The sequence below is a fragment of the Stenotrophomonas sp. YJH_SMC_14-1 genome (genome assembly GCF_059372275.1).
The window spans coordinates 321002-342123 of record NZ_JCAFVK010000001.1 but is presented as its reverse complement, the minus strand read 5'-3'; the positions used below and the strand labels follow the sequence as shown (position 1 = coordinate 342123).

Below are 21122 nucleotides of genomic sequence, written 5' to 3'. Positions count from 1 at the left end.
TTTGCGTTACGGCGCCCTGCCCTTGCCGTCCGCAGCCGCAGTCGTGGCGGTCTTGCCACCCAGGCTGCGCGACAGGAACGCCAGCAGCTTGCCGTAGTACTCGCTGCGATGGGCCTGGGTATAGAAGCCGTGCCCTTCGGTCTTGTAGTACAGGCTTTCCACCGGCGTACCGGCACGCTTGAGCGCCGCTTCCATGCGTTCGGTGTGCTGGATCGGGGCGCGCTTGTCCTGACCCCCGGCCGCCAGGAACACAGGCACCTTGATCCGCTCGGCCAGGTTGACCGGCGAGACCGCGCCCAGCGTGGCCGGATCACCCAGCCACTCGCGCAGGTAGCTCATTCCGGAATCGCGGTCCTGGATATCGCCGCCAGTAAACATCAGCGGCAGGTCGTAGACGCCCACATAGCCGGCCGCGCACTGGTACAGCCCCGGTTCGCGCGCGGCGCCCATCATCGCCGAGTAGGCGCCGTAGCTGGCACCGTAGATGCAGATGCGCCGGGCATCGGCGATGCCTTCGCTGATCGCCCAGCGCGTGGCGTCGGTCACGTCGTCCTGCATCGCGCGCCCCCACTGTTTGAGTGCTGCCCGGCTGTGCGCACGGCCGTAGTTGCCCGAGCCGCGGAAATTGATCTGCAGCACGGCGTAGCCGGCAGCGGCCAGCAACTGGTTCTCGTGGTCGAAACTGCCGTTGTCGAATATCCCGATCGGCCCACCATGCGGCACCACCACCATCGGCAGGTCACGGCCAGTGCTGCCATGCGGGACTGTCAGGAATCCATGGAGCTCCAGCCCGTCACGCGCCTTCAGCAGGACCGGCCGCACCGACGCAGTGGTCTCCGGATCAATCCATTCGCTGCGCGCCATCAGGAAGCGCGCCTGGTTGCGGTCGCGGTCGTAGAGGTAGAACTCGCCCGGATTGGAACCGGACCCGGTTTCCACCAGCAGCCGGCGACCGTCGCGGGTACTGGAGGTGATGAATACTGCATGCCCGGGGAAGGCCGCCTCCAGGCTGCGGTACAACCGTGCCTCGTCCGAGCTTTCGTCGAAGAACCGGGTATGCGGCGTGTTTCCCAGGAACAGCGCGCCGACCGGCACAGTGCTGCCCGGGCGGTGGATCAGTCGCGCCGGATCGACGACCTCGTCGCGCAGCACGACCTTGCGCTCCTGCGTGGCCGGGTTCCAGCTGACGATGGCATCGGGGCCGCTGGCCTGCTCGCTGAGCAGGTAGGCCAGCTGGCCGTCGGCGGAAAAGCCCAGCGACGCCTCGCTGCGGCCACTGCGTTTCTCATCATTGACCAGCACCCAATCACCACCGTTGCGGTGGTAGAGCCGATGGACATTGTCGGTTCCGGCGCCCTGTACAAAACGCACGTCGCCTCGGGCATCCACCACATAGGAGGCACCCGGCATGGGCGCGCGGGCCAGCAGCCGCTGCTTGCCGCTTGCCAGTTCCAGCTGGGCCGCATAGCCGTTGGCATCCAGCCGCGATCCGCCTACCGCGATGACCACGTGGGCATCATCGCCGGGCAGCGCGTCACTGAGGAACGCAGCAGCCGACGTCCGGTACTTGGGCCGCACGCGCAGGCCAAGATCGCGGTAGCCCACCAGTAGTTCCGGTCGCCCGGTGCGCGCATCCAGTGTCAGCAGCTCGCCGGTGGCCCAGGGCGCATCGCGGGTGCCGAACTTCTGCGCCAGACCGAACATCACCTGATCGTTGTTGACCCAGTGCATGTTGAAGACATGCGAATTGAGGGGTGGGCGCAGATTGCCCACCGGCGTGTTGTCGTCCGTACGGAGGATGATCACAGCGGTGAAGCCGTCCGCAGGCACGGTCGCGGCGAGATAGTCGCCTCCGGGAGAAAGCATGACATCGCCGAACTTGTCCGCTCGCACATAGGCGCCCAGATCGACCGCAGCAGCGGTTCCACCCCATAGTCCCGCCACGATGAGGGCGGCCAGCCAGCGCTTGTGCATCCATCTCTCCCCTGCCTGGACCCCTTGTCCCGGCTGGCCGATTCTAGGCAGGCCAGTGCCCGGCCCGCCAGTGGCCCACAAAAAACGACGGCACCGTTGCCGGTGCCGTCGTTACCACTACCTTGGAGAGAGAGTCAGGACGTGGGTTCGGGGGGCGAGCGCCGGGTCAGTGGACCCCGCGCACCGCCAACGTGAGGGCCAGGATGCTGAGGATCACCGCGATGGTGCCGTCGAGCACGCGCCAGGTGCTGGGCTTGGTGAACAGCGGCGCCAACAGGCGCGCGCCGAGGCCCTGCGCGGTCAGCCACAGGCAGCTGGCGGTGACCACGCCGGCAGCGAAGGCCATGCGGGCGTTGCCGAAGTTCTCGGCGATCGAACCGATCACCATCATGTCCAGCCAGAAGTGCGGGTTGATCAGCGAGAAACCGACCGCGGCCATCAGCACCGCGCGGCGGCTGCCGTCATCGCTGTCGGCCTCGCCCATGCCGCCGCCACCGGCGATCGCACGGCGTGCCGACTTCATCGCGTACCAGGCCAGGAACGCCACACCGGTCCACAGCACGGCGGTGGTCAGCCACGGCAGCGCCGAAGTGAGCGTGCGCAGGCCGGCCACGCTGGCAAAGATGAAGATCGCATCGATGGCCGCACAGGTGGCGACCACCGGCACGATGTGCTTGCGCAGGATGCCCTGGCGCAGGATGAAGGCGCTCTGGGCGCCGACCACGGCGAACAGGCCGATGCCGGTAGCTGCACCAGAGAACCAGGCACCGAGGCCGGTGCTGGCGGAGATGACCGAGAACATGGGATTCACTGCCTTTACTTGCTTTGGGGGACGGTGCCTCGCGAAGGCGGACAGCACCGGAACGAGCGCCATTGTCGCGCCGCAACATGGAAAAGACGAGCTAAACTTCCTAAACCAACATTAGCGGAGCTTAATTCGATGCGCATCGATCATGCCCAGCTGCGCGCCCTGGCCGCGGTGATCCGCGAAGGCAGCTTCGACCGCGCCGCGCAGTCGCTGAATGTCACGCCCTCGGCCATCTCGCAGCGGGTCAAAGCGCTGGAGGACCGGATCGGCCGGCTGCTGGTCAAGCGCGGCACCCCGGCCACCGCCACCGCCGAGGGGCAGCTGCTGGTGCAGCTGGCCGAGCAGACGGCCCTGCTTGAACACGATGCGCTGCACCGCATGGGCCTGGCCGACGAGGATCTGCCACAGGCCAGCATCCCGGTGGCGGTGAACCACGACAGCCTGGAAACCTGGTTCCCGCAGGCGGCCTACCAGTTCGCGCAGACCACCGGCACCACGCTGGACCTGCGCGTGGAAGACCAGGACCACACCGTGGAGCTGCTGCGCCAGGGCACGGTGCTGGGCGCGGTGACCACCCTGGACGAGCCGGTGCAGGGCTGCCAGATCCATGCGCTGGGCAGCATCCGCTACGCCGCCACCTGTACCCCCGAGTTCCGCGAGCGTCATTTCGCCAAGGGCGTGACCGCGCAGGCGCTGGCGCAGGCCCCGGTGCTGGTGTTCAACCGCAAGGACGACATGCAGTCGCGCTTCGCCCGGCGCATGGCCGGCGACGACCTGCCCAGCACCGCGCCGACCTGGTGGATTCCGTCCACGCGCGCCTTCGTGCAGGCCAACCTCGGCGGCATGGGCTGGACGATGAATCCGTTGCCGCTGGTCAAGCGGCACCTGGACGCGGGCCGCCTGGTCTACGTACGGCAGCGCGCATGGGAAGACGTGCCGCTGTACTGGCAGCATTGGAAGGGCGACGTGCAGACCATGGCCTTGCTGACCCGCGCGGTGCTGGAGGCCTCCTCGGCACTGATCCGGCGCAAGCGCTGAAAAGGGGACGGAGGGGATTAAGTCGTATAAGGCCCAAGCGACACATCGGGCAAAGACGACTTAATCCCCTCCGTCCCCTTTTTGCTCCATCCAATCTCCATCAACCCTCCACGCCGGGTCCATGCGTGATGCGGATACTGGTCGGCCGATCAATGCAAGGAGGCCCTGCATGCCTGTATTCGTCCGCGATGCGCGCCCCGAAGATGCCGCCGCCTGCATCGACCTGCGGGGGCGCACCCGCGAAAACGCCTTCAGCGCCGCGCAGTTGGCAGAGCTGGGCATCACCGAGGGCAGCTGGGCAGCCGGCATCGCCCAGGGCGATTCGATCGGCCGCGTCGCCTGGGACGGCGAGCGCATGGCCGGTTACTGCTTCGCCGACCGCGACAGCGGCGAAGTACTGGTGCTGGCCCTGCTGCCGGACTACGAAGGCCGCGGCATCGGCCGCCAACTGCTGCAGGACGTGGTGAGCCTGACCCGCGATGCCGGCCACCGGCGGCTGTTCCTGGCCTGCTCGGCCGACCCGCGATCGCGCTCGCACGGCTTCTACCGCCGCCTGGGCTGGCGCCCGACCGGCGAGATCGACGACGCCGGAGACGAGATTCTGGAGCTGGTCTGATTGAAGGCGTCGCCAGGCATGACCTGGCGCTATGGGTGACGGTGCCGCGAAAGGCCGGATGCTGCGTTGCATCAAAAAAGGACCGGAAACAGTTAGAATCGCGCCAGGATGTTGCAAGGCGTTGTTTCTTCACGCCCTTTCCCTGCCCCACGCGCATCCTGACCCCTTCCCCTCCGCCAACGATCCCGCCCCCATGAAGAAATTTGGCAAGGCTCTTCTCGCCCTGCTCGTGCTGCTGTTGCTGGCCGCCGCGCTGTTCCTGTACTGGCCGCTGACCCAGCGCTCGGTGCCCGCCGCCAGCAACGACAAGCCCGTCGATGTGGTGCTGGTCGGCGCCGGCATCATGAGCATCACCCTGGCCACCTACCTGCAGGAACTGCAGCCGGACTGGAACATCCAGGTCTACGAACGCCTCGACGGCGTCGCCGGTGAAAGCTCCGACGGCTGGAACAACGCCGGCACCGGCCACTCGGCCTTCGCCGAACTGAACTACACCCCGGAACTGCCCGACGGCAGCATCGAGACCAAGCGCGCGGTCGGCATCGCCGAATCGTTCGAGGTCTCGCGCCAGTTCTGGTCGCACCAGGTGAAGGAAGGCCGGCTGGGCCAGCCCAGCGACTTCATCAACCCGACCCCGCACATGAGCTTCGTCTGGGGCGATGACAACATCGCCTACCTGCACAAGCGCCAGCAGGCCCTGGTGAAGAATCCGCTGTTCTACGGCATGCAGTACTCCGAGGATCCGGCCCAGATCAAGCAGTGGGCCCCGCTGCTGATGGAAGGCCGTGACCCGAAGCAGAAGGTTGCCGCGACCTGGATGCCGCTGGGCACCGACGTCAACTTCGGCGTGATCACCCGCCAGCTGACCGCCGGCCTGCAGCGCAGCCCGAACTTCAGCCTGCACCTCAACCACGAAGTGAGCGCGCTGCGGCAGAACGCCGACAAGAGCTGGAACGTGACGGTGAAGGACCTCAAGGCCGGTACCGAGTCCACCACCCACGCCCGCTTCGTGTTCATCGGTGCCGGTGGCGCTGCACTGAAGCTGCTGCAGATGTCCGGCATTCCGGAATCGAAGGACTACGCCGGCTTCCCGGTCGGCGGCCAGTTCCTCGCCTTCCAGGGCCAGGACGTGACCTCGCGCCATGGGGTGAAGGCTTACGGCATGGCCGAGACCGGCTCGCCGCCGATGTCGGTGCCGCACCTGGATGCGCGCAAGCTGGACGGCAAGCCGGTGGTCCTGTTCGGGCCGTTCGCGCTGTACAGCACCAAGTTCCTCAAGCACGGCTCGTGGTGGGACCTGTATTCCTCGGTCACCCACAACAACGTTGGCCCGATGCTGGAAGTGGGCAAGGACAACCTGGACCTGGTGCAGTACCTGATGGGACAGGCGCGCCTGAACGATGCCGACCGCCAGGCCGAACTGGTCAAGTACTTCCCCAATGCCAAGCCGGGTGACTGGAAGCTGGTCACCGCCGGCCAGCGCGTGCAGATCATCAAGCGCGATCCGCTGAAGGGCCCGGTGCTGCAGTTCGGTACCGAGATCGTGACCGACAAGGACCACACCCTCGCCGCCCTGCTCGGCGCGTCGCCGGGCGCGTCGACCTCGCCGCCGATCATGCTTGACCTGATGGCCAAGGCCTTCCCGGAGCAGATGAAGGCCGGCTGGGAAACCCGCCTGCGCGAGATCGTGCCGTCGTACGGGCGCAAGCTCAACGACAGCGCCGCGCTGGTCAACGAGATCCGCACACTGACCAGCCAGACCCTGCAGCTGCCCTACCTGGAGGTGCCGGTGGACGCGAACGCGGCATCGCCCGCTCCGGCGGCGGTTCCGGCGCCGGCCAAGGAAAAGCGCAACGCCAACGAGGAACTGCAGGCGCTGTAAGCCCGCAGTTTGCTTTCGATGCAGACGGACGGCCACCTTCGGGTGGCCGTTTGCGTTTGTGCAGGCTACGCCTGTAGAGCCGAGCCCGTGCTCGGCTCCGGCAAAAAGCAGCCGAGCATCGCTCGGCTCTACAGAAAGCGATGCCCCGTGCCGGGAACCCTGCGCACAATGACGCTAATTGTAATGTTGTTAAGAATTATTTACATTTGCGTCCTGCGCAGTGACCGCGCCTCGCCCCAGACGGACCTGACCGTGCCCGAAGCCGCCGCCCCGGGTGCTGGACGACTGTTGCCGCCCCTCCCCGCCTCCACGCTTCGAGCCCACCATGTGCCTGACCTTCGATAACCGCCTGCCCCGCCGCGCGCTGCTGCCGGCCGCCCTGCTTTCGTCGTTGACCCTGCTGGCCACGCCCAGCGCGTTCGCCGCCACTGATGGCGCAGCCGACGCCAAGACCCTGGACCGGGTGAGCGTGCGTGCCGAACAGTCGGCGCCGCCGGCCAGTACCACGCGCCTGCCGATCACCCTGCAGGAAACCCCGCAGTCGGCCACCGCGATCAGCCTGCAGCGCCTGCAGGACGAATCGCTGTTCAGCATCAACGATGTGATGCGCAACGTGACCGGCGTCAGCGTGTCCTTCTATGACACGCAGCGCCCGCTGTACTACGCGCGCGGCTTCGCCATCACCGACTTCCAGGTCGATGGCATTCCCACCTACAGCGGCTCCACCAACCAGGAGTACGACACCGCCTTCTACGACCGTATCGAAGTGATCCGCGGCGCCAACGGCCTGCTCAGCGGCGCCGGCGTCCCGTCGGCCACGGTCAACCTGCTGCGCAAGCGCCCGGGCAAGGAATTCGATGCGTCGTTCGCGGTCAGCGCCGGCAGTTGGGACTACCGTCGCATGGAGGCCGACGTGACCGCGCCGCTGACCGCCGACGGCCGCTTCCGCAGCCGCGTGGTCGCCGCCTACACCGATCGTGGCCTGTATTACGACCGCTACGACGAGAACAAGATGGCCGGCATGGCGGTGCTGGAAGGCGACGTCACCGACAGCACCACGATCACCCTCGGTTACCAGAGCCAGGACAACAACCCCACCGGCTCGACCTGGGGCACCGTGCCGTTCTTCGACAACCAGGGCCATTTCGCGCACCTGCCGCGCTCGACCAACCTGTCGCCGAAGTGGAGCTACTGGAAGCGCGAGAGCAACACCGCCTTCGCCAACCTGGAACAGCGTTTCGGCGACAACTGGCTGTTGAAGATCAACACCGCCTATACCCGTGGCAACGTGCAGAACGTGCGCCTGTACGGCACCGGCAACCCGGACCCGGTGACCGGCGCGGGCATCTACCTGCGCGCGGCCGCCGGTGATTCGAAGGACACCCGCCGCAATGTCGATGCCTACCTGACCGGCAGTTTCGATCTGTTCGGCCGTGACCACGATGTGACCCTCGGTGCACAGTGGTCGGACCTGGAAGGCACGACGAATACCCTGGCACTGAACTTCCCGAGCGACTGGGCGCGCTGCGGCGGCGAGCGCTGCTACTACATTCCCAACGTGTACAACTGGAACGGCGACATCTCCGAGGTGACCTACCGCCGCACCGGCGCGCGCCGCGTGGCCAAGACCACGCAGAGTGGCGTCTACCTGGCCACCCGCCTGCGCCTGGCCGATCCGCTGTCGCTGATTGCCGGCGCACGCCTGAGCCGCTGGGAAACCCTCACCCGCTCCTACAACGCCGCTGGCACCTACACCGGCACCAGCGGCGCGTACAAGGTGAGCGATGAAGTCACTCCCTACGTGGGCCTGGTCTACGACATCACCCCGAACGTGTCGGCCTATGCCAGCTACACCGAGATCTTCAACCCGCAGAACTTCAAGGACCGCAACGAGAACCTGCTGGCACCGGTGCAGGGTTCGAACCTGGAAGCGGGCATCAAGACCCAGTGGCTGGACGGCCGCCTGACCGCCAACGCCGCCGTGTTCGAGGCCAAGCAGGACAACTACGCCGTGCGCGACATGGGCGTGCCGGAAGGTTCGCTGAGCGATGGCACCTCCGCCTACATCGGCGTCAACGGCACCAAGGCACGCGGCTGGGAAGTGGACGTCAACGGCGAGATCCTGCCGGGCTGGACGGTCAATGCCGGCTACACCCACGTCAAGGTCACCCGCGCGGCTACCGACCTGCTGTACGCCAACCCGCCAAAGGATCTGTTGCAGCTCAACACCCAGCTGCAGCTGCGCGGTGCGCTGGAACGCCTGAGCGTTGGCGGTGGCGTGCAATGGCAGAGCAAGGTGCAGGGCTACAACATCGCCTACCCGCTGGGCGGCACGGTGACGGTGAACCAGCCGGCCTACATGCTGGTGCAGTTCAATGCCAACTACCGCATCAGCGACAGCTGGACCGCAACGCTGAGCGTGCGCAACGCACTGGACAAGACCTACTGGGCGAATCTGGACTACAACAACTACGGCGAACCGCGCTTCGTGTCGGCCAGCCTGCGCTGGACGTTCTGAGCAACCCGCGAACCGGTGGGTGCCTGGTGGGTGCCGACCGTTGATCGGCACGCCCTCCGCCACGACCCACCGTCGCGGCATACCTGAATGGGCCCGCCTCCGCGCGGGCCCTTCCTTTTGCTGCACTGCAGGTTGCGGCGCCCTTCGTAATTATGTCGTAATTACATCGACACCAATCGGAAGCCGGTCGATGAACCCGAGCTGGGATACGTTGGAACGCAGCCGCCAGGCCCGCCTGGAACGTGCCGCGCCGTGGGCCCGGGGACGCGAGGTCGCCGCCGGCGACGTAGGCGAGCTGCTGCATGCACTGCTGGAGCCAGGCGACAAGGTCTGCCTGGAGGGCAACAACCAGAAGCAGGCCGATTTCCTCGCCCAGGCCCTGGCCGATCTTGACCCGGCCCGCGTGCACGACCTGCACATGGTGCAGTCGGTGCTGTCGCTGCCGTCGCACCTGGATGTATTCGAGCGTGGCATCGCGTCGAAGCTGGACTTCTCGTTCTCCGGCCCGCAGTCAGTGCGGTTGGCCAACCTGGTGGCTGAAGGGCGCATCCAGATCGGTGCCATCCACACCTACCTGGAACTGTTCGGCCGCTACTTCATCGACCTGACCCCGCGCGTGGCCCTGGTCGCCGCGCAGGCCGCAGACCGGCACGGCAACCTGTACACCGGGCCGAACACCGAAGACACGCCGGTGATCGTCGAAGCCACCGCCTTCGGTGGCGGCATCGTCATCGCCCAGGTCAACGAGATCGTCGACACCCTCCCCCGCGTCGACATTCCCGCTGACTGGGTCAACTTCGTGGTGCAGGCGCCGAGGCCGAACCATATCGAACCGCTGTTCACCCGCGACCCGGCGCAGATCTCCGAGATCCAGGTGTTGATGGCGATGATGGCGATCAAGGGCATCTACGCCGAGTACGGCGTGAACCGCCTCAACCATGGCATCGGCTTCGACACGGCGGCCATCGAACTGCTGCTCCCCACCTACGCCGAATCGCTCGGCCTGAAGGGAAAGATCTGCCAGCACTGGGCGTTGAACCCCCACCCGGCACTGATTCCGGCAATCGAATCGGGCTTCGTCAGATCGGTGCATTCGTTCGGTTCGGAACTAGGCATGGAGAAGTACATCGCCGCGCGAGGCGATGTGTTCTTCACCGGCGCCGATGGCTCGATGCGTTCCAACCGCGCCTTCTCGCAGACCGCCGGCCTGTATGCCTGCGACATGTTCATCGGTTCCACATTGCAGATCGACCTGCAGGGCAACAGCTCCACCGCCACCCGCGACCGCATTGCCGGCTTCGGTGGCGCACCGAACATGGGCTCGGACGCACGCGGCCGGCGCCATGCCAGCGAGGCCTGGATCAAGGCCGGCCAGCAGGCCGCGCGCCCGGGTGAGATGCCGCGTGGGCGCAAGCTGGTGGTGCAGATGGTGGAAACCTTCCGCGAGCACATGGCGCCGGCCTTCGTCGAGCGCCTCGATGCCTGGGACCTGGCCGAACGCGCGAACATGCCGCTGCCGCCGGTGATGATCTACGGCGACGACGTCAGCCATGTGCTGACCGAGGAAGGCATTGCCAACCTGCTGCTGTGCCGCACCCCTGAGGAGCGCGAACAGGCGATCCGTGGCGTGGCCGGCTATACCGCCGTGGGCATGGGGCGCGACCGCGCGATGGTGGAGAACCTGCGCGACCGCGGCGTGATCCGCCGTCCCGATGACCTCGGCATCTCCGTGCGCGATGCCAGCCGTGAACTGCTGGCGGCGCGTTCGGTGAAGGACCTGGTGCGCTGGTCCGGCGGCCTGTACGACCCGCCCAAGCGCTTCCGCAACTGGTAAGGGGCTGAGCATGGAAACCCTCGACTATCGATTCGAAGGGCACACTGCGGTGCAGTTTCCGCGCGATGCGGTGCTGGTCGGCGTGCTGGCCTCGGGCAACCTGGAAATCCTGCTGGAGCCGGCCGCACTGGACGGCGCGATGACGGTGCGCATCATCACCGCCGCGAAGGGCTTCGGCAGCGTGTGGCAAGCGGTGATCAGCGACTTCGCACAGCGTCATCCGCTGCGCGATGTACGCATCTCGATCAACGATGCCGGTGCGACCCCGGCGGTAGTCAGCCTACGCCTGGACCAGGCCGTGGAAACCCTGCGTGCTGGAGATCCACGATGAACCGGACGCAGCGCTACAGCTACTACGAAGCCGATGCGCGCGAGCGTATCGCCAGCCTGGTCGATGCCGGTTCCTTCAGGGAATTCCTCGGCCCGGCGCGGCGGATGATAAGCCCGCACCTGGCACAGCTCGACCAGCCCGCGGCGTTCGACGACGGCATCGTTGTCGGCGAAGCCACGCTGCGTGGCCGACGCGTGCTGCTGGCCGCGCAGCAGGGTGAATTCATGGGCGGCGGGGTGGGCGAAGTGCACGGTGCCAAACTGACCGGGCTGCTGCGCCGCGCAGTCGAAACACATCCCGAAGGCGTGCTTCTGCTGCTGGACACCGGTGGTGTGCGCCTGCACGAAGCCAATGCAGGGCTCATCGCCATTTCCGAGATCATGCGCGCCACCCTGGACGCGCGTGCAGCGGGTGTGCCGGTGATCGCGCTGATCGGCAGCGGCAACGGCGCCTTCGGCGGCATGGGCATCGTCGCCCGCTGCTGCACTACGGTCATCATGTCCGAAGAGGGTCGCCTGTCGCTGTCCGGCCCGGAAGTGATCGAGACCGTGCGCGGCGTGGAAGAGTTCGATTCCCGCGATCGCGCGCTGGTCTGGCGCGTAACGGGAGGCAAGCACCGCTACCTGATCGACCAGGCACAGGTGCTGGTGCCCGATGCCATCGAGGCCTTCGCGCAGGCGGCCAGCAACGCGCTGCAGCCTGATACCAGCAGCACCGATCCGGATACTGCATTGGCCGCGCTGCAGGCCCGCCACGCGGCATTGAAGGCGCGCGTGCAGGTCTGGGGCGATTGCCGCGATGGCCTGGAGATCTGGGCCCGCCAAGGCATCGCAGCCCCCGAGCGACTACCGCTGCTCGACACCGATGAGTTCCTCATCGCCACCGCCGACCGGAGCCTGCCATGAGCATGCCGCTGCAGACCCTGCTCGATGCCCTGTTCCCGCATGGGCATGCCATTGCGGTGAACGATTCGGTGCTGACCGGCAGCGCTGCCACCGAGGATGGCAAGGTGACCGTCATCGGTACCGCCGACAAACTTGAAGTCGGCGTGGACCACGCCTTGGCACTGGCCGGGACGGTACTGGACAGCACCTGCGCGCATCCTCAGCGACCGATCGTGATGCTGGTGGATACCGCCGGCCAGCGCCTGGCGCGGCGCGACGAACTGTTGGGCATCAATGGTTACTTTGCGCATCTCGCGCAGACGCTCGATCTGGCACGCCGCCGTGGTGCGCGCCTGATCACCCTGGTTTACGGCGAATCCGTCAGTGGTGGCTTCCTCTCATTCGGCCTGATGGCCGACCACATCCACGCCCTGCCCGATGCACAGGTGCGGGTGATGGACCTGCGCGCAATGGCGCGGGTGACCAAGCAACCGCTGGAGAAGCTGCAGGCGCTCAGCCAGAGCTCGCCGGTGTTCGCACCGGGCGTGGAAAACTACGTGGCGATGGGCGCGGTGGATTCGATCTGGAGCGGCGAGCTGGCCGCACACCTGCTGCAGGCGCTGCGCACGCCCACCGATGGCGACCGCCGCGCCGTGCAGGGTGCCGAACGTGGCGGTCGCATGCTGGCCGCACGCGTGGCTGCAGCCGTGAGCCAGGGCGATGCCTGAGCGGCTGCCACGCCATACGCTGGTCTGGTTGCCAGCGCACGCCCGCTGGCAGGCGGACATCGCCGCGCATGAGCCGCGCCTGGGCGACTGGTTTGCGCAGGGGTTGCCCGCCATCGTCGCCCGGCGAGCCGCCGACGATGCCGATCCCCGCCTGCGCCTCGGCGTGCCGCTGCCACCCGCCGAGGGCAAACTGCGCCTGGCCCTGCGCGTGCCGGCACACGATGTGCTGCGCACCGCGGCGCCACCGACACTTCAGGCGGTGCTGGAAGGCGACCTTGTGCAGGACTGGCAGCGCCCGCTGCAGGCATTGCAGGACATCGCCGCAGCGCGTGTATTCGGTGCCTTCGCATGGCAGCACCTCACGGGCCTGCACTATGTGCACGCGCGCTCGGACATCGATCTGCTGTGGCGGATCGACACCGCCGCACAGGCCGATGCCCTGGTCGCACGGCTGCAGGCATGGGAGACCGAACACGGCCGGCGGGTCGATGGCGAATTGTGCCTGGTGGATGGTGGCGCGGTGAACTGGCGCGAATACGCCGGGCGCAGCCGCGAGGTACTGGTCAAGCGCCTCGATGGTGCCGCACTGGAACTACGTGATGCGTTGTTCGCCTCCACCGGGGTGAGCGCGTGAACGCCCTCGTGCAACCGGCGGTCAGGCCAGCTGCCGTGGACAGCGCGCGTCTGGGGCGCCTCGCCATCGCCAGCCTGCACGCCGAACTCGCCCTTGCACCCAAGCCAGGGTTGGTCACCCCCTTCGACAGCGGCAGCCACCACGACATGGACGCCGGCACGTTCCTGCGCAGCCTGTTCGCGCTGCGCCACTACTTCGTCGCCGTGGCCGACGCCGGTGTCAGCGCGGCGCCGTTCCAGACGTTGCGCCGGCACGGCATCGCTGCGGAGATATCGATGCTGCGCGCGACCGCCGGCATCAATACCCATCGCGGCGCGGTCTTCAGCCTTGGCCTGCTGGTGGCGGCTTCCGCTGCCTGTCGGGGCCGCGCGGGCGGTGCCATCGCAGCCGAGCAGGTCTGCCAGGAAGTGCGCCGCTGGGCTGCCGAGCTCGCCGGCGCACCGCTGGATGCGAACAGCCCTGGCCAGCGCGCGCGCGCACGGCACGGCGTGCAGGGTGTGCGCGAACAAGCGGCCGCCGGCTACCCGCTGCTGCGCGAGGTGGCACTGCCTACCCTGCGCCACGCGCTGGCCAGCGACCTGTCACGCGAGGCCGCGATGTGCCAGACCCTGGTGCAGCTGATCGCGTGCGTGGATGACCTCAACCTGCTGCACCGTGGCGGCGCCAACGGCCTGCGCTGGGCCCAGCAACAGGCGCGAGGCTTCCTCGATGCCGGCGGCGCCTTCGTACCCGGCTGGCAGGCACGCCTGCACAGCATCGGTAATGGATTCGTCGCACGCCGGCTGAGCCCCGGCGGCAGTGCCGACCTGCTGGCCTGTGCCTGGTTCCTGCTGCAGCAGGAGGTCGCATGAGCCTTGCCCTGCTCTGCCCCGGCCAAGGTGCGCAGCATGCGGCGATGTTCGGCCGCGTGCGCGATCTGCCCGCCGTGCGCGACGTACTGGAGACCGCCAGCGCAGTGCTTGGACGCGACGTGTTCGCGGCAGCTGCTGACGAATCGCGCTTCGACAATGCTCTGGCGCAGCCCTTGCTGTGTGCAGCCAGCCTCGCGCATTGGCAGGGCCTTCGCGAAGCGGTGCCTGCACCGGTGCTGGTGGCCGGCTACAGCATCGGCGAGCTCGCCGCGCACGCCATCGCCGGCAGCTTCGATGCCACCACCTGCCTGGCGCTGGCTGTGCAACGTGCGCAGTTGATGGACAGCGCCAGCCCTGCCGATGCAGGCCTGCAGGCAGTGCTCGGGCTGGACCGCCGCAGCCTGCAGTCGCTGTGTGATGCGCAGGGCACCTACGTGGCCATCGCCAACGGGCAGGACCATTTCATCGTGGGCGGCACGCACGCCTCGTTGCAGCGGCTGGCCGATGCAGCGCGGGCGCAGGGCGCGGACATCCGTGTGCTGCCGGTGCGCGTGCCCGCACACACACCATTGCTGGCGGCGGCGGTCGCACCGTTCGCTGCCGCACTCGATGCATCGCCACTGCAGGCCCCACGCCTGCCGCTGCTGGCCGGCATCGATGCGCGACCGGTGCGGGACCGCGCAACGGCAGTCAGCACGCTGTCGTTGCAACTGACGCAGACCATCGAATGGGCGCAGGTGATGCGCCAGGCCTTCGAGCGCGGCACGCGCGTGTTCCTGCAGCTGGGCCCGGGCAACGCGCTGGCGCGCATGGTCGCGCCGGCCTACCCGTGCTGCGAGGTGCGCGCTGTGGAAGAGTTTCAGAGCCTTGAAGGCGCCGCGGCCTGGGTCCGCAGCGCGCTGGAGCGGCTGCAGTAACGGGTTCGAGCAGTACGTATCACGCAACAGGCCGTACGTCGCCTTACCCCGGGATGGCGGGTCTCCATCCGCGCTATACGTGAGTCACGTGTCTGGGAGGGCGCATGAGTCCACAAATCGCAACGATCATCGGTCTGGTGATCATGTTCATCGTCGCCACCGCGATGCCAATCAACATGGGTGCCGTCGCTTTCGCGCTGGCCTTCATCGTCGGCGGGCTGTGGGTCGACATGGGCGGCAAGGAGGTCCTGGCTGGCTTTCCCGGCGATCTGTTCCTGACCCTGGTCGGCATCACCTATCTGTTCGCCATCGCGCAGAAGAACGGCACCATCGACCTGCTGGTGCACTGGGCAGTAAAAGCCGTGCGCGGCCATATCGTGGCCATTCCGTGGGTGATGTTCGTGATCACCGCGGTGCTGACCGCCTTCGGCGCGCTCGGCCCGGCAGCGGTGGCCATCATCGGTCCGGTCGCGCTGCGCTTTGCCAAGCAGTACAACATCAATCCACTGATGATGGGCCTGCTGGTCATCCATGGCGCGCAGGCCGGTGGCTTCTCGCCGATCAGCGTGTACGGCAGCATCACCAACGGCGTTGTGCAGAAAGCCGGGCTGGAAGTGACAGAGATGGCGGTATTCCTGACCAGCCTGGGCTTCAACTTCATGATGGCGACGATCTGCTTCTTCGCGTTCGGCGGCATCGCCCTGCTGCGGCGTGGCTCGATCACCGCGGCCAGAACGATCGGCAATGCCGAGATGGCAATGGCCGGTGGCCCGCAGGCATCGTCGCGGCAATTCGCCATCGAAGGCCATGGCGCGCTGGTCGCAGCTGGCGGCGGCACGCTCAGCAATGATCCGGCGGCACTGGATGCGGTGGGCCTGACCCGCGAGCGGTTGTTCACCCTGATCGGCCTGCTCGGCCTGGGCGTGGCCGCGCTGATCTACAACCTCAACGTCGGCCTGGTCTCGATCACCGTGGCTGTCGCGCTGGCACTGCTGTCGCCACAAAGCCAGAAGGGCGCGGTGGATGGCATCAGCTGGTCCACCGTGCTGCTGATCTGCGGTGTGGTGACCTACATCGGCGTGCTGGAGCATGCCGGCGCGGTGGACTTCATCGGCAATGGCGTGTCCGACATCGGCATTCCGCTGCTCGGCGCGCTGCTGGTCTGCTACGTCGGCGGCATTGTCTCCGCATTCGCCTCGTCGGCTGCGGTGCTGGGCGCCACGATTCCGCTGGCGGTACCGTTCCTGATGCAGGGCCACCTCAGTGCGGCCGGCGTGATCTGTGCGCTGGCGGTGTCGTCCACCATCGTCGATGTCAGCCCGTTCTCAACCAATGGCGCGCTGGTGGTGGCTTCGGCCGCGAAGGAAGAGCGCGAAACCCTGTTCCGCCGTTTCCTGGTCTACAGCGGCCTGGTGGTGGCCCTGGGGCCGCTGCTGGCCTGGCTGGTATTCGTAGTACCGGGCTGGATGTAACCACCCAACGGTAGTGCCGGCCGCTGGCCGGCAATCCCATGAAGCCATCCAGCGATCATGGGTTGCCGCCCAGCGGCCGGCACTACCTGGCGGTACACTTCCTCCATGGCCATTGCCCCTGCCCCGCGGTCACCGAAGAAGCGCGCACCTCTGTACGAAGAGGTGGCCGAACACGTGCGCGAGCGCATCTACGACTACCGGCTGCCGCCGGGTGAGTGGATCGACGAGCCCGCACTGTGCGAAGAACTGGGCATCAGCCGTACGCCGCTGCGCGAGGCGCTGAAGCTGCTGGCTGCCGAAGGCCTGGTGCAGATCGATGCCGGTCGTGGCTGCCGGGTCACCCGGTTGACGCTGGAAGACCTCAACCAACTGTTCCCGGTGATGGCCATGCTGGAAGGCCGCTGTGCGCACGAAGCGGTCAGGCACATCGACGATGCCGGCGTGCAGCAGCTGGAAGACCTGCATGCGGCGATGGAAACCGCGGCGGCCGAGGGCAACATCGCCGAGTACTACCGCAACAACTACCTGATCCACGAAACCGTGCAGCACTACGCCGGCAACCCGTGGCTGATCCGCATCACCCACGACCTGCACCGCATCCTGAAGATGCATCGCGGCCGCCAGTTGCTGACCCCGGGCCGCACCGCGCAGTCGCTGGCCGAACACCGCGAATTGATGGAGTGCTTCCGCCGCCGCGACGCGCAGGCTGCCGAACGCACCATGGAGCGCCATCTGCTCAGCCAGGGCCAGGCACTGGCCGCCTATGTGGCGGCAGGTGGGCTGTTGAACGTGCCGGCGCCGTTGCCGACCGAAGGCGGCGGTTGAGCGGATGAGGTTGCCGGCCAGCGGCCGGCACTACCAGGACGTGACCTTGGCCGGCATCCTGGAACATCTCGTCAATCGCCACCACCGCAGCTGCCACCGTCACCACCCCCACCGCTGTCGCCGCTACCGCAGTCGGAGCTGCTGTAGCTGTGATGGCTGTGGTTGTCACTGGAATAGCCAACGGAGGTGTCATGGCTTCCGCCGCCATCCCCCCGGCTGCCCGAGCCATCGGCCGTGGCCACCGCCATGCACAGGATGGCGCCGACCAGCGGCAGTAGCCAGACCAGCAGCAACTGCACCGTCCGGCCGCCTGCCGACACCTCTTCGCGCCCCAGCACCACGAAGGTGGCGACGAGGTTCAAGCCCAATACCAGGGCGACCAGGACCAGGGTTACCACCAGCATGGCGCAGCTCCTTGAGCAGGGGGGCATACCCACCGCGACTGATCCATTGGTTGCAGCGCGGCTTTTTTCATCGAATTTCCGTTCGAATAAATATTCTGCGGGGCTATCGATAAATGTTGACCAGGCATTTTAGTCAGACCTGCAGGAATTCTACAAAGCATCTTGCACGAGCCGGACATCCTCCGGTTCGCTTAGCAATTCAAGATGTCTGATATAGCAGCTGGCCGCTCCCGACCTACTCCCTCTACACCTTTCTATCTCCAGCTACTTCGGCCCATCACGCAGACTTCTGACAATCCTATTCCAGTAGCGCACAGCCTCAAAATGCTGCTCTCTCGTCAACCAGGCTTTATTCTCAGGGCTGACCGGATCACCACCAACGATAACGGGTCTAAGCTCGAACAGCTCCATGCCTTTAGGGCGTTCGTGCTTATCCAGGCCAATCATTCTCGCTCTGCCAATTGCACGAATAAATCTGGAAGGTCGGCCGCTACCAAGATGGCGTATTGACGATCCATGCCTATAAAAGGAATCATTACTACCGGCATAGCGACATCCCACATGTCGAATCCATATGCTTCTCCTCCCCCGCTGGAGCCGAACAAAAATACACCGGGCGCATCCGTCTCGACTTCATATTCACGATTGAAATCAACCAGCTCTTCTGCCCTCCAAAAAATGATGTAGTTATCGCCAATGAATCCTTCGCCGCCGTCGTGAGTCTTAAGGAATTCAAGGTAGCTCTTAGGGAGTGCCGTTCTCAATCCTTCTGGCAGGCTATCAATGGCCGAAAGTTGAGCTGGGCCATTGAGCTGCCCTTCTGTTAGTTGATATTTCATCGCTATCTTCCTGAAATTCTCTGCAATTGTTTCCACCAAGGAGTCACCTCCAGCCAATGAGCCAGGTGCGCTCTTCAAATACGGAAGTGCTGCCGTTCTCTGCATAGTAGGTGTCGGCAATGCAAAGTGGCACTGGCTCATCATCGATGAAGATGGTTCGGAGTCTGGCAGGACAGCTCTCAAACGGTTCGAGTCGATACCCTACCTTGAAGGCGATGATATGCCCCCACCGGCGCCCCGGTTCGCTCTGCCTGTCATGAAGATGGGACAATGTAGGGCGCGCCGGCCTGCTTCCGGGCCGCCGGCGCCCCCCGCACCACACGGAAGAAGAAGAACAACAACATGCTGAAAGTCATTTTCGATACCGACCCGGGCGTCGACGACGCCCTGGCCCTGCTGTACCTGCACAAGCACGCCCAGATCGACCTGATCGGCGTCACCACCACCTTCGGCAATGCCTCGGTGGAGTCGACCACGCACAATGCGCTGTACCTGAAGCAGGCCTGGGGCTTTGCCGCCCCGGTCGCACGCGGTGCCGGCGGCCCGCTGCAGCCGGAAGCCACCCCGGAAGCCTGGCCGGTTCACATCCATGGCCACAACGGCCTGGGCAACCACGCGGTGCCGGCCGAACTGGACGTGGCCGCCGACGCGCGCCCCGCCCACCAGCTGATCATCGACCTGGTCCGCGCCCATCCGGGCGAGGTGACCCTGGTCGCGGTCGGCCGCATGACCAACCTGGCCCTTGCCCTGCAGCAGGCGCCGGACATCGCCGGCCTGGTGCGCGGCGTAGTGATCATGGGCGGCGCCTTCCACGTCAACGGCAACATCACCCCGGCCGCCGAGGCCAACATCTGGGGCGACGCCGAAGCGGCCGACGTGGTGTTCACCGCCAGCTGGCCGGTCACCGCCATCGGCCTGGACGTGACCACCCGCGTGGAAATGGACCGTGACGGCCTGGACAAGCTGGCTGCGATCGGTGGTGCCGATGCCGAACTGGTGCGTGCGCTGTCGCAGGATTACGTGGACTTCTACCTGCAGGCCGGCCACAAGGGCATGGTCGTGCACGACTGCTGCGCCTGCATCGCGCTGACCCGTCCGGAGCTGTTCCAGTTCGAGCGCGCCAGCGTGCGCGTGGCCACCGACGGCGTCGCCCGCGGTATGACCATTCCCAAGCCGGAAGGCCTGGCGTTCGGCCCCAGCGTGTGGGACGGCCACGTGGTGCAGTCGATTGCCATCGGCGTCGATGCGGCCGCCGTGCTGGCCGACATCGAGCAGACCCTGAAGGTCTGACCCGCTAGCGCTTGGCCCTGCCCGGGACCGTCTCGGGCAGGGTCCACAGCACCGGCAGCACCAGCACCGCCACCAGCGCGATCATCGCGCCCGGCGCCGCCGCCCAGCCGCTGCGTTCCACCCACCATTGCGCCAGCCAGGGCGTTGCCCCGCCGAAGAAGGCCGTGGCCATGGTCACGCCCAGTGCCAGCCCACTCACCCGCCCTTCGCCGGGAAACTGCTCGGCCGTGGCCGGGGCCGCCACCGCGCTCACGCCACCGGCCACGCAGGCCAGCAACACCGCGGCCAGCGCGATGCCCAGCGGCGTCGCCTGCGCCATCCACGCGAACAAGGACAGCGGCAGCAGCGCTGCCAGCACGGTCAGGCCCAACAGCACCGGCCGTCGTCCGACACGGTCGGACAATGCGCCGCACAGGGGCGTGATCGCGATCACCGCCACGGCCGCAATCGTCGACAGCCACAGCGCATCGCCCTCATCGTGGCCCCGCGCATGCAGGAATGCGGGCACATAGGTGATGCCGACGTAGTAAGTAATCGAGCCCAGCGCCGAGATCGCGAACGTGCGCGCCACCGCCAGCGGATGGTTGCGCAGCACATGCTTCAGCGGCGTCGCGGGAATGCTGCCCTCGCGGCGCTGCCGCTCGAACTCCGGCGACTCGTGCATGCCCGAGCGCGCGACCAGGATCACCAGTGCCAGCGCCGCGCCAACGAAGAACGGAATACGCCAGCCCCAGCTGTCCAGCTGCGCGGGCGCGAGCAGCGCCACGGTAACCGCAGAGATCGCCACCGCCAGCAGCGCACCCACCTCGCTGGCTGCGGACGCCAGCGAGGTCACCAGGCCACGTCGCTGCGCCGGTGCGCTTTCCAGCAGGTACGCCACCACCCCGGTGTATTCGCCGCCCACCGAAAACGCCATCACGCAGCGCAGTACCAGCAGCAGCACACCCGCCGTCGTTCCGGCCATGGCCGCTGTCGGCAGCAGTGCAGTGGCCAGCATCGCCGCTGCCATCAACGCCATCGATGCCAGCAGCATCCAGCGCCGGCCGAGTCGGTCGCCCAGGTGGCCGAAGCACAGCGCGCCCAGCGGGCGCATCAGGTAGGACACCGCAAAGCCGGCCAGGGTGGCCAGCAGCGCCTGTTCGCCGCCGCCGAAGAACACCCGCGACAACACCGTGGCGAAGTACAGGTACAGGGTGAAGTCGTACCACTCCACCACCGTGGACAGGCCCGCCACCCACATCGAGCGCTGCCGCGCCAACGTCATTGCGTGTTCGCCT

The 21122-nt window shown here is 66.6% G+C and carries 19 protein-coding genes; 14 read left to right on the top strand and 5 right to left on the bottom strand.

The window, feature by feature from the left end; all coding sequences use genetic code 11:
- Positions 1–6: 6 nt before the first annotated feature.
- Positions 7–1974 (bottom strand): alpha/beta hydrolase family protein, encoded by a 1968-nt coding sequence (locus AC5P9P_RS01755; protein ID WP_495232583.1) that lies wholly within the window; start codon positions 1972–1974, stop codon positions 7–9.
- 166 nt (positions 1975–2140) lie between these two features.
- Positions 2141–2776: a LysE/ArgO family amino acid transporter gene (locus tag AC5P9P_RS01750; RefSeq protein WP_005408523.1), complete on the bottom strand. Its 636-nt coding sequence runs from the start codon at positions 2774–2776 to the stop codon at positions 2141–2143.
- Between the two features lie 138 nt (positions 2777–2914).
- On the opposite strand from AC5P9P_RS01750, the gene AC5P9P_RS01745 reads away from it, so the two are divergent.
- The 13 genes from AC5P9P_RS01745 to AC5P9P_RS01685 all read left to right on the top strand — a co-directional run bounded on the left by AC5P9P_RS01745 (position 2915) and on the right by AC5P9P_RS01685 (position 17312).
- On the top strand, positions 2915–3820 hold the full coding sequence (locus AC5P9P_RS01745; protein ID WP_005408522.1) for a LysR family transcriptional regulator ArgP: 906 nt from the start codon (positions 2915–2917) through the stop codon (positions 3818–3820).
- Positions 3821–3989: 169 nt separating this feature from the next.
- Positions 3990–4436, top strand: a complete 447-nt coding sequence (locus AC5P9P_RS01740; protein ID WP_495232582.1) for a GNAT family N-acetyltransferase — start codon at positions 3990–3992, stop codon at positions 4434–4436.
- Positions 4437–4629: 193 nt separating this feature from the next.
- Positions 4630–6318, top strand: coding sequence for a malate dehydrogenase (quinone) (mqo, locus tag AC5P9P_RS01735; protein ID WP_164133393.1), 1689 nt, complete (start codon positions 4630–4632; stop codon positions 6316–6318).
- Positions 6319–6643: 325 nt separating this feature from the next.
- The gene (locus tag AC5P9P_RS01730) at positions 6644–8836 is read left to right on the top strand and encodes a TonB-dependent siderophore receptor (RefSeq protein WP_495232581.1); all 2193 of its coding nucleotides are present in this window, start codon (positions 6644–6646) and stop codon (positions 8834–8836) included.
- Between the two features lie 190 nt (positions 8837–9026).
- Entirely contained in the window at positions 9027–10670 is a 1644-nt protein-coding gene (gene mdcA / locus AC5P9P_RS01725; RefSeq protein ID WP_495232580.1) for a malonate decarboxylase subunit alpha, read from the top strand.
- 10 nt (positions 10671–10680) lie between these two features.
- Complete coding sequence (gene mdcC / locus AC5P9P_RS01720; protein ID WP_014646339.1) at positions 10681–11001, top strand: malonate decarboxylase acyl carrier protein; 321 nt, start codon at positions 10681–10683, stop codon at positions 10999–11001.
- Entirely contained in the window at positions 10998–11906 is a 909-nt protein-coding gene (locus AC5P9P_RS01715) for a biotin-independent malonate decarboxylase subunit beta (protein WP_495232579.1), read from the top strand. The genes mdcC and AC5P9P_RS01715 overlap by 4 nt, the downstream gene beginning before the upstream one ends.
- Positions 11907–11908: 2 nt before the next feature.
- Positions 11909–12613: a biotin-independent malonate decarboxylase subunit gamma gene (mdcE, locus tag AC5P9P_RS01710; RefSeq protein WP_111188057.1), complete on the top strand. Its 705-nt coding sequence runs from the start codon at positions 11909–11911 to the stop codon at positions 12611–12613.
- Positions 12606–13247, top strand: coding sequence for a malonate decarboxylase holo-[acyl-carrier-protein] synthase (gene mdcG / locus AC5P9P_RS01705; RefSeq protein ID WP_033833336.1), 642 nt, complete (start codon positions 12606–12608; stop codon positions 13245–13247). The genes mdcE and mdcG overlap by 8 nt, the downstream gene beginning before the upstream one ends.
- Before the next feature lie 35 nt (positions 13248–13282).
- Positions 13283–14098: a triphosphoribosyl-dephospho-CoA synthase MdcB gene (gene mdcB, locus AC5P9P_RS01700; RefSeq protein ID WP_080240948.1), complete on the top strand. Its 816-nt coding sequence runs from the start codon at positions 13283–13285 to the stop codon at positions 14096–14098.
- The gene (gene mdcH / locus AC5P9P_RS01695) at positions 14095–15015 is read left to right on the top strand and encodes a malonate decarboxylase subunit epsilon (RefSeq protein ID WP_033833334.1); all 921 of its coding nucleotides are present in this window, start codon (positions 14095–14097) and stop codon (positions 15013–15015) included. The genes mdcB and mdcH overlap by 4 nt, the downstream gene beginning before the upstream one ends.
- 104 nt (positions 15016–15119) lie before the next feature.
- Entirely contained in the window at positions 15120–16487 is a 1368-nt protein-coding gene (locus AC5P9P_RS01690) for an SLC13 family permease (protein WP_049430375.1), read from the top strand.
- A 105-nt stretch (positions 16488–16592) separates the two neighbouring features.
- Positions 16593–17312, top strand: coding sequence for a GntR family transcriptional regulator (locus AC5P9P_RS01685; RefSeq protein WP_024957000.1), 720 nt, complete (start codon positions 16593–16595; stop codon positions 17310–17312).
- Positions 17313–17383: 71 nt separating this feature from the next.
- On the opposite strand, the gene AC5P9P_RS01680 is transcribed toward AC5P9P_RS01685, so the two are convergent.
- Positions 17384–17716 carry a hypothetical protein gene (locus AC5P9P_RS01680; RefSeq protein WP_049430377.1) on the bottom strand — a complete coding sequence of 111 codons (333 nt, stop codon included), beginning with the start codon at positions 17714–17716 and terminating at the stop codon, positions 17384–17386.
- A 443-nt stretch (positions 17717–18159) separates the two neighbouring features.
- Positions 18160–18696 (bottom strand): SMI1/KNR4 family protein, encoded by a 537-nt coding sequence (locus AC5P9P_RS01675; RefSeq protein ID WP_239519624.1) that lies wholly within the window; start codon positions 18694–18696, stop codon positions 18160–18162.
- A 201-nt stretch (positions 18697–18897) separates the two neighbouring features.
- Here AC5P9P_RS01675 and AC5P9P_RS01670 point away from each other — a divergent pair, with 201 nt between their 5' ends.
- A complete protein-coding gene (locus tag AC5P9P_RS01670) occupies positions 18898–19845 on the top strand; it encodes a nucleoside hydrolase (protein ID WP_049430380.1) in 948 nt (315 codons plus the stop codon).
- A gap of 4 nt (positions 19846–19849) precedes the next feature.
- On the opposite strand, the gene AC5P9P_RS01665 is transcribed toward AC5P9P_RS01670, so the two are convergent.
- Positions 19850–21109, bottom strand: coding sequence for an MFS transporter (locus tag AC5P9P_RS01665; protein ID WP_049430381.1), 1260 nt, complete (start codon positions 21107–21109; stop codon positions 19850–19852).
- Positions 21110–21122: the final 13 nt, after the last annotated feature.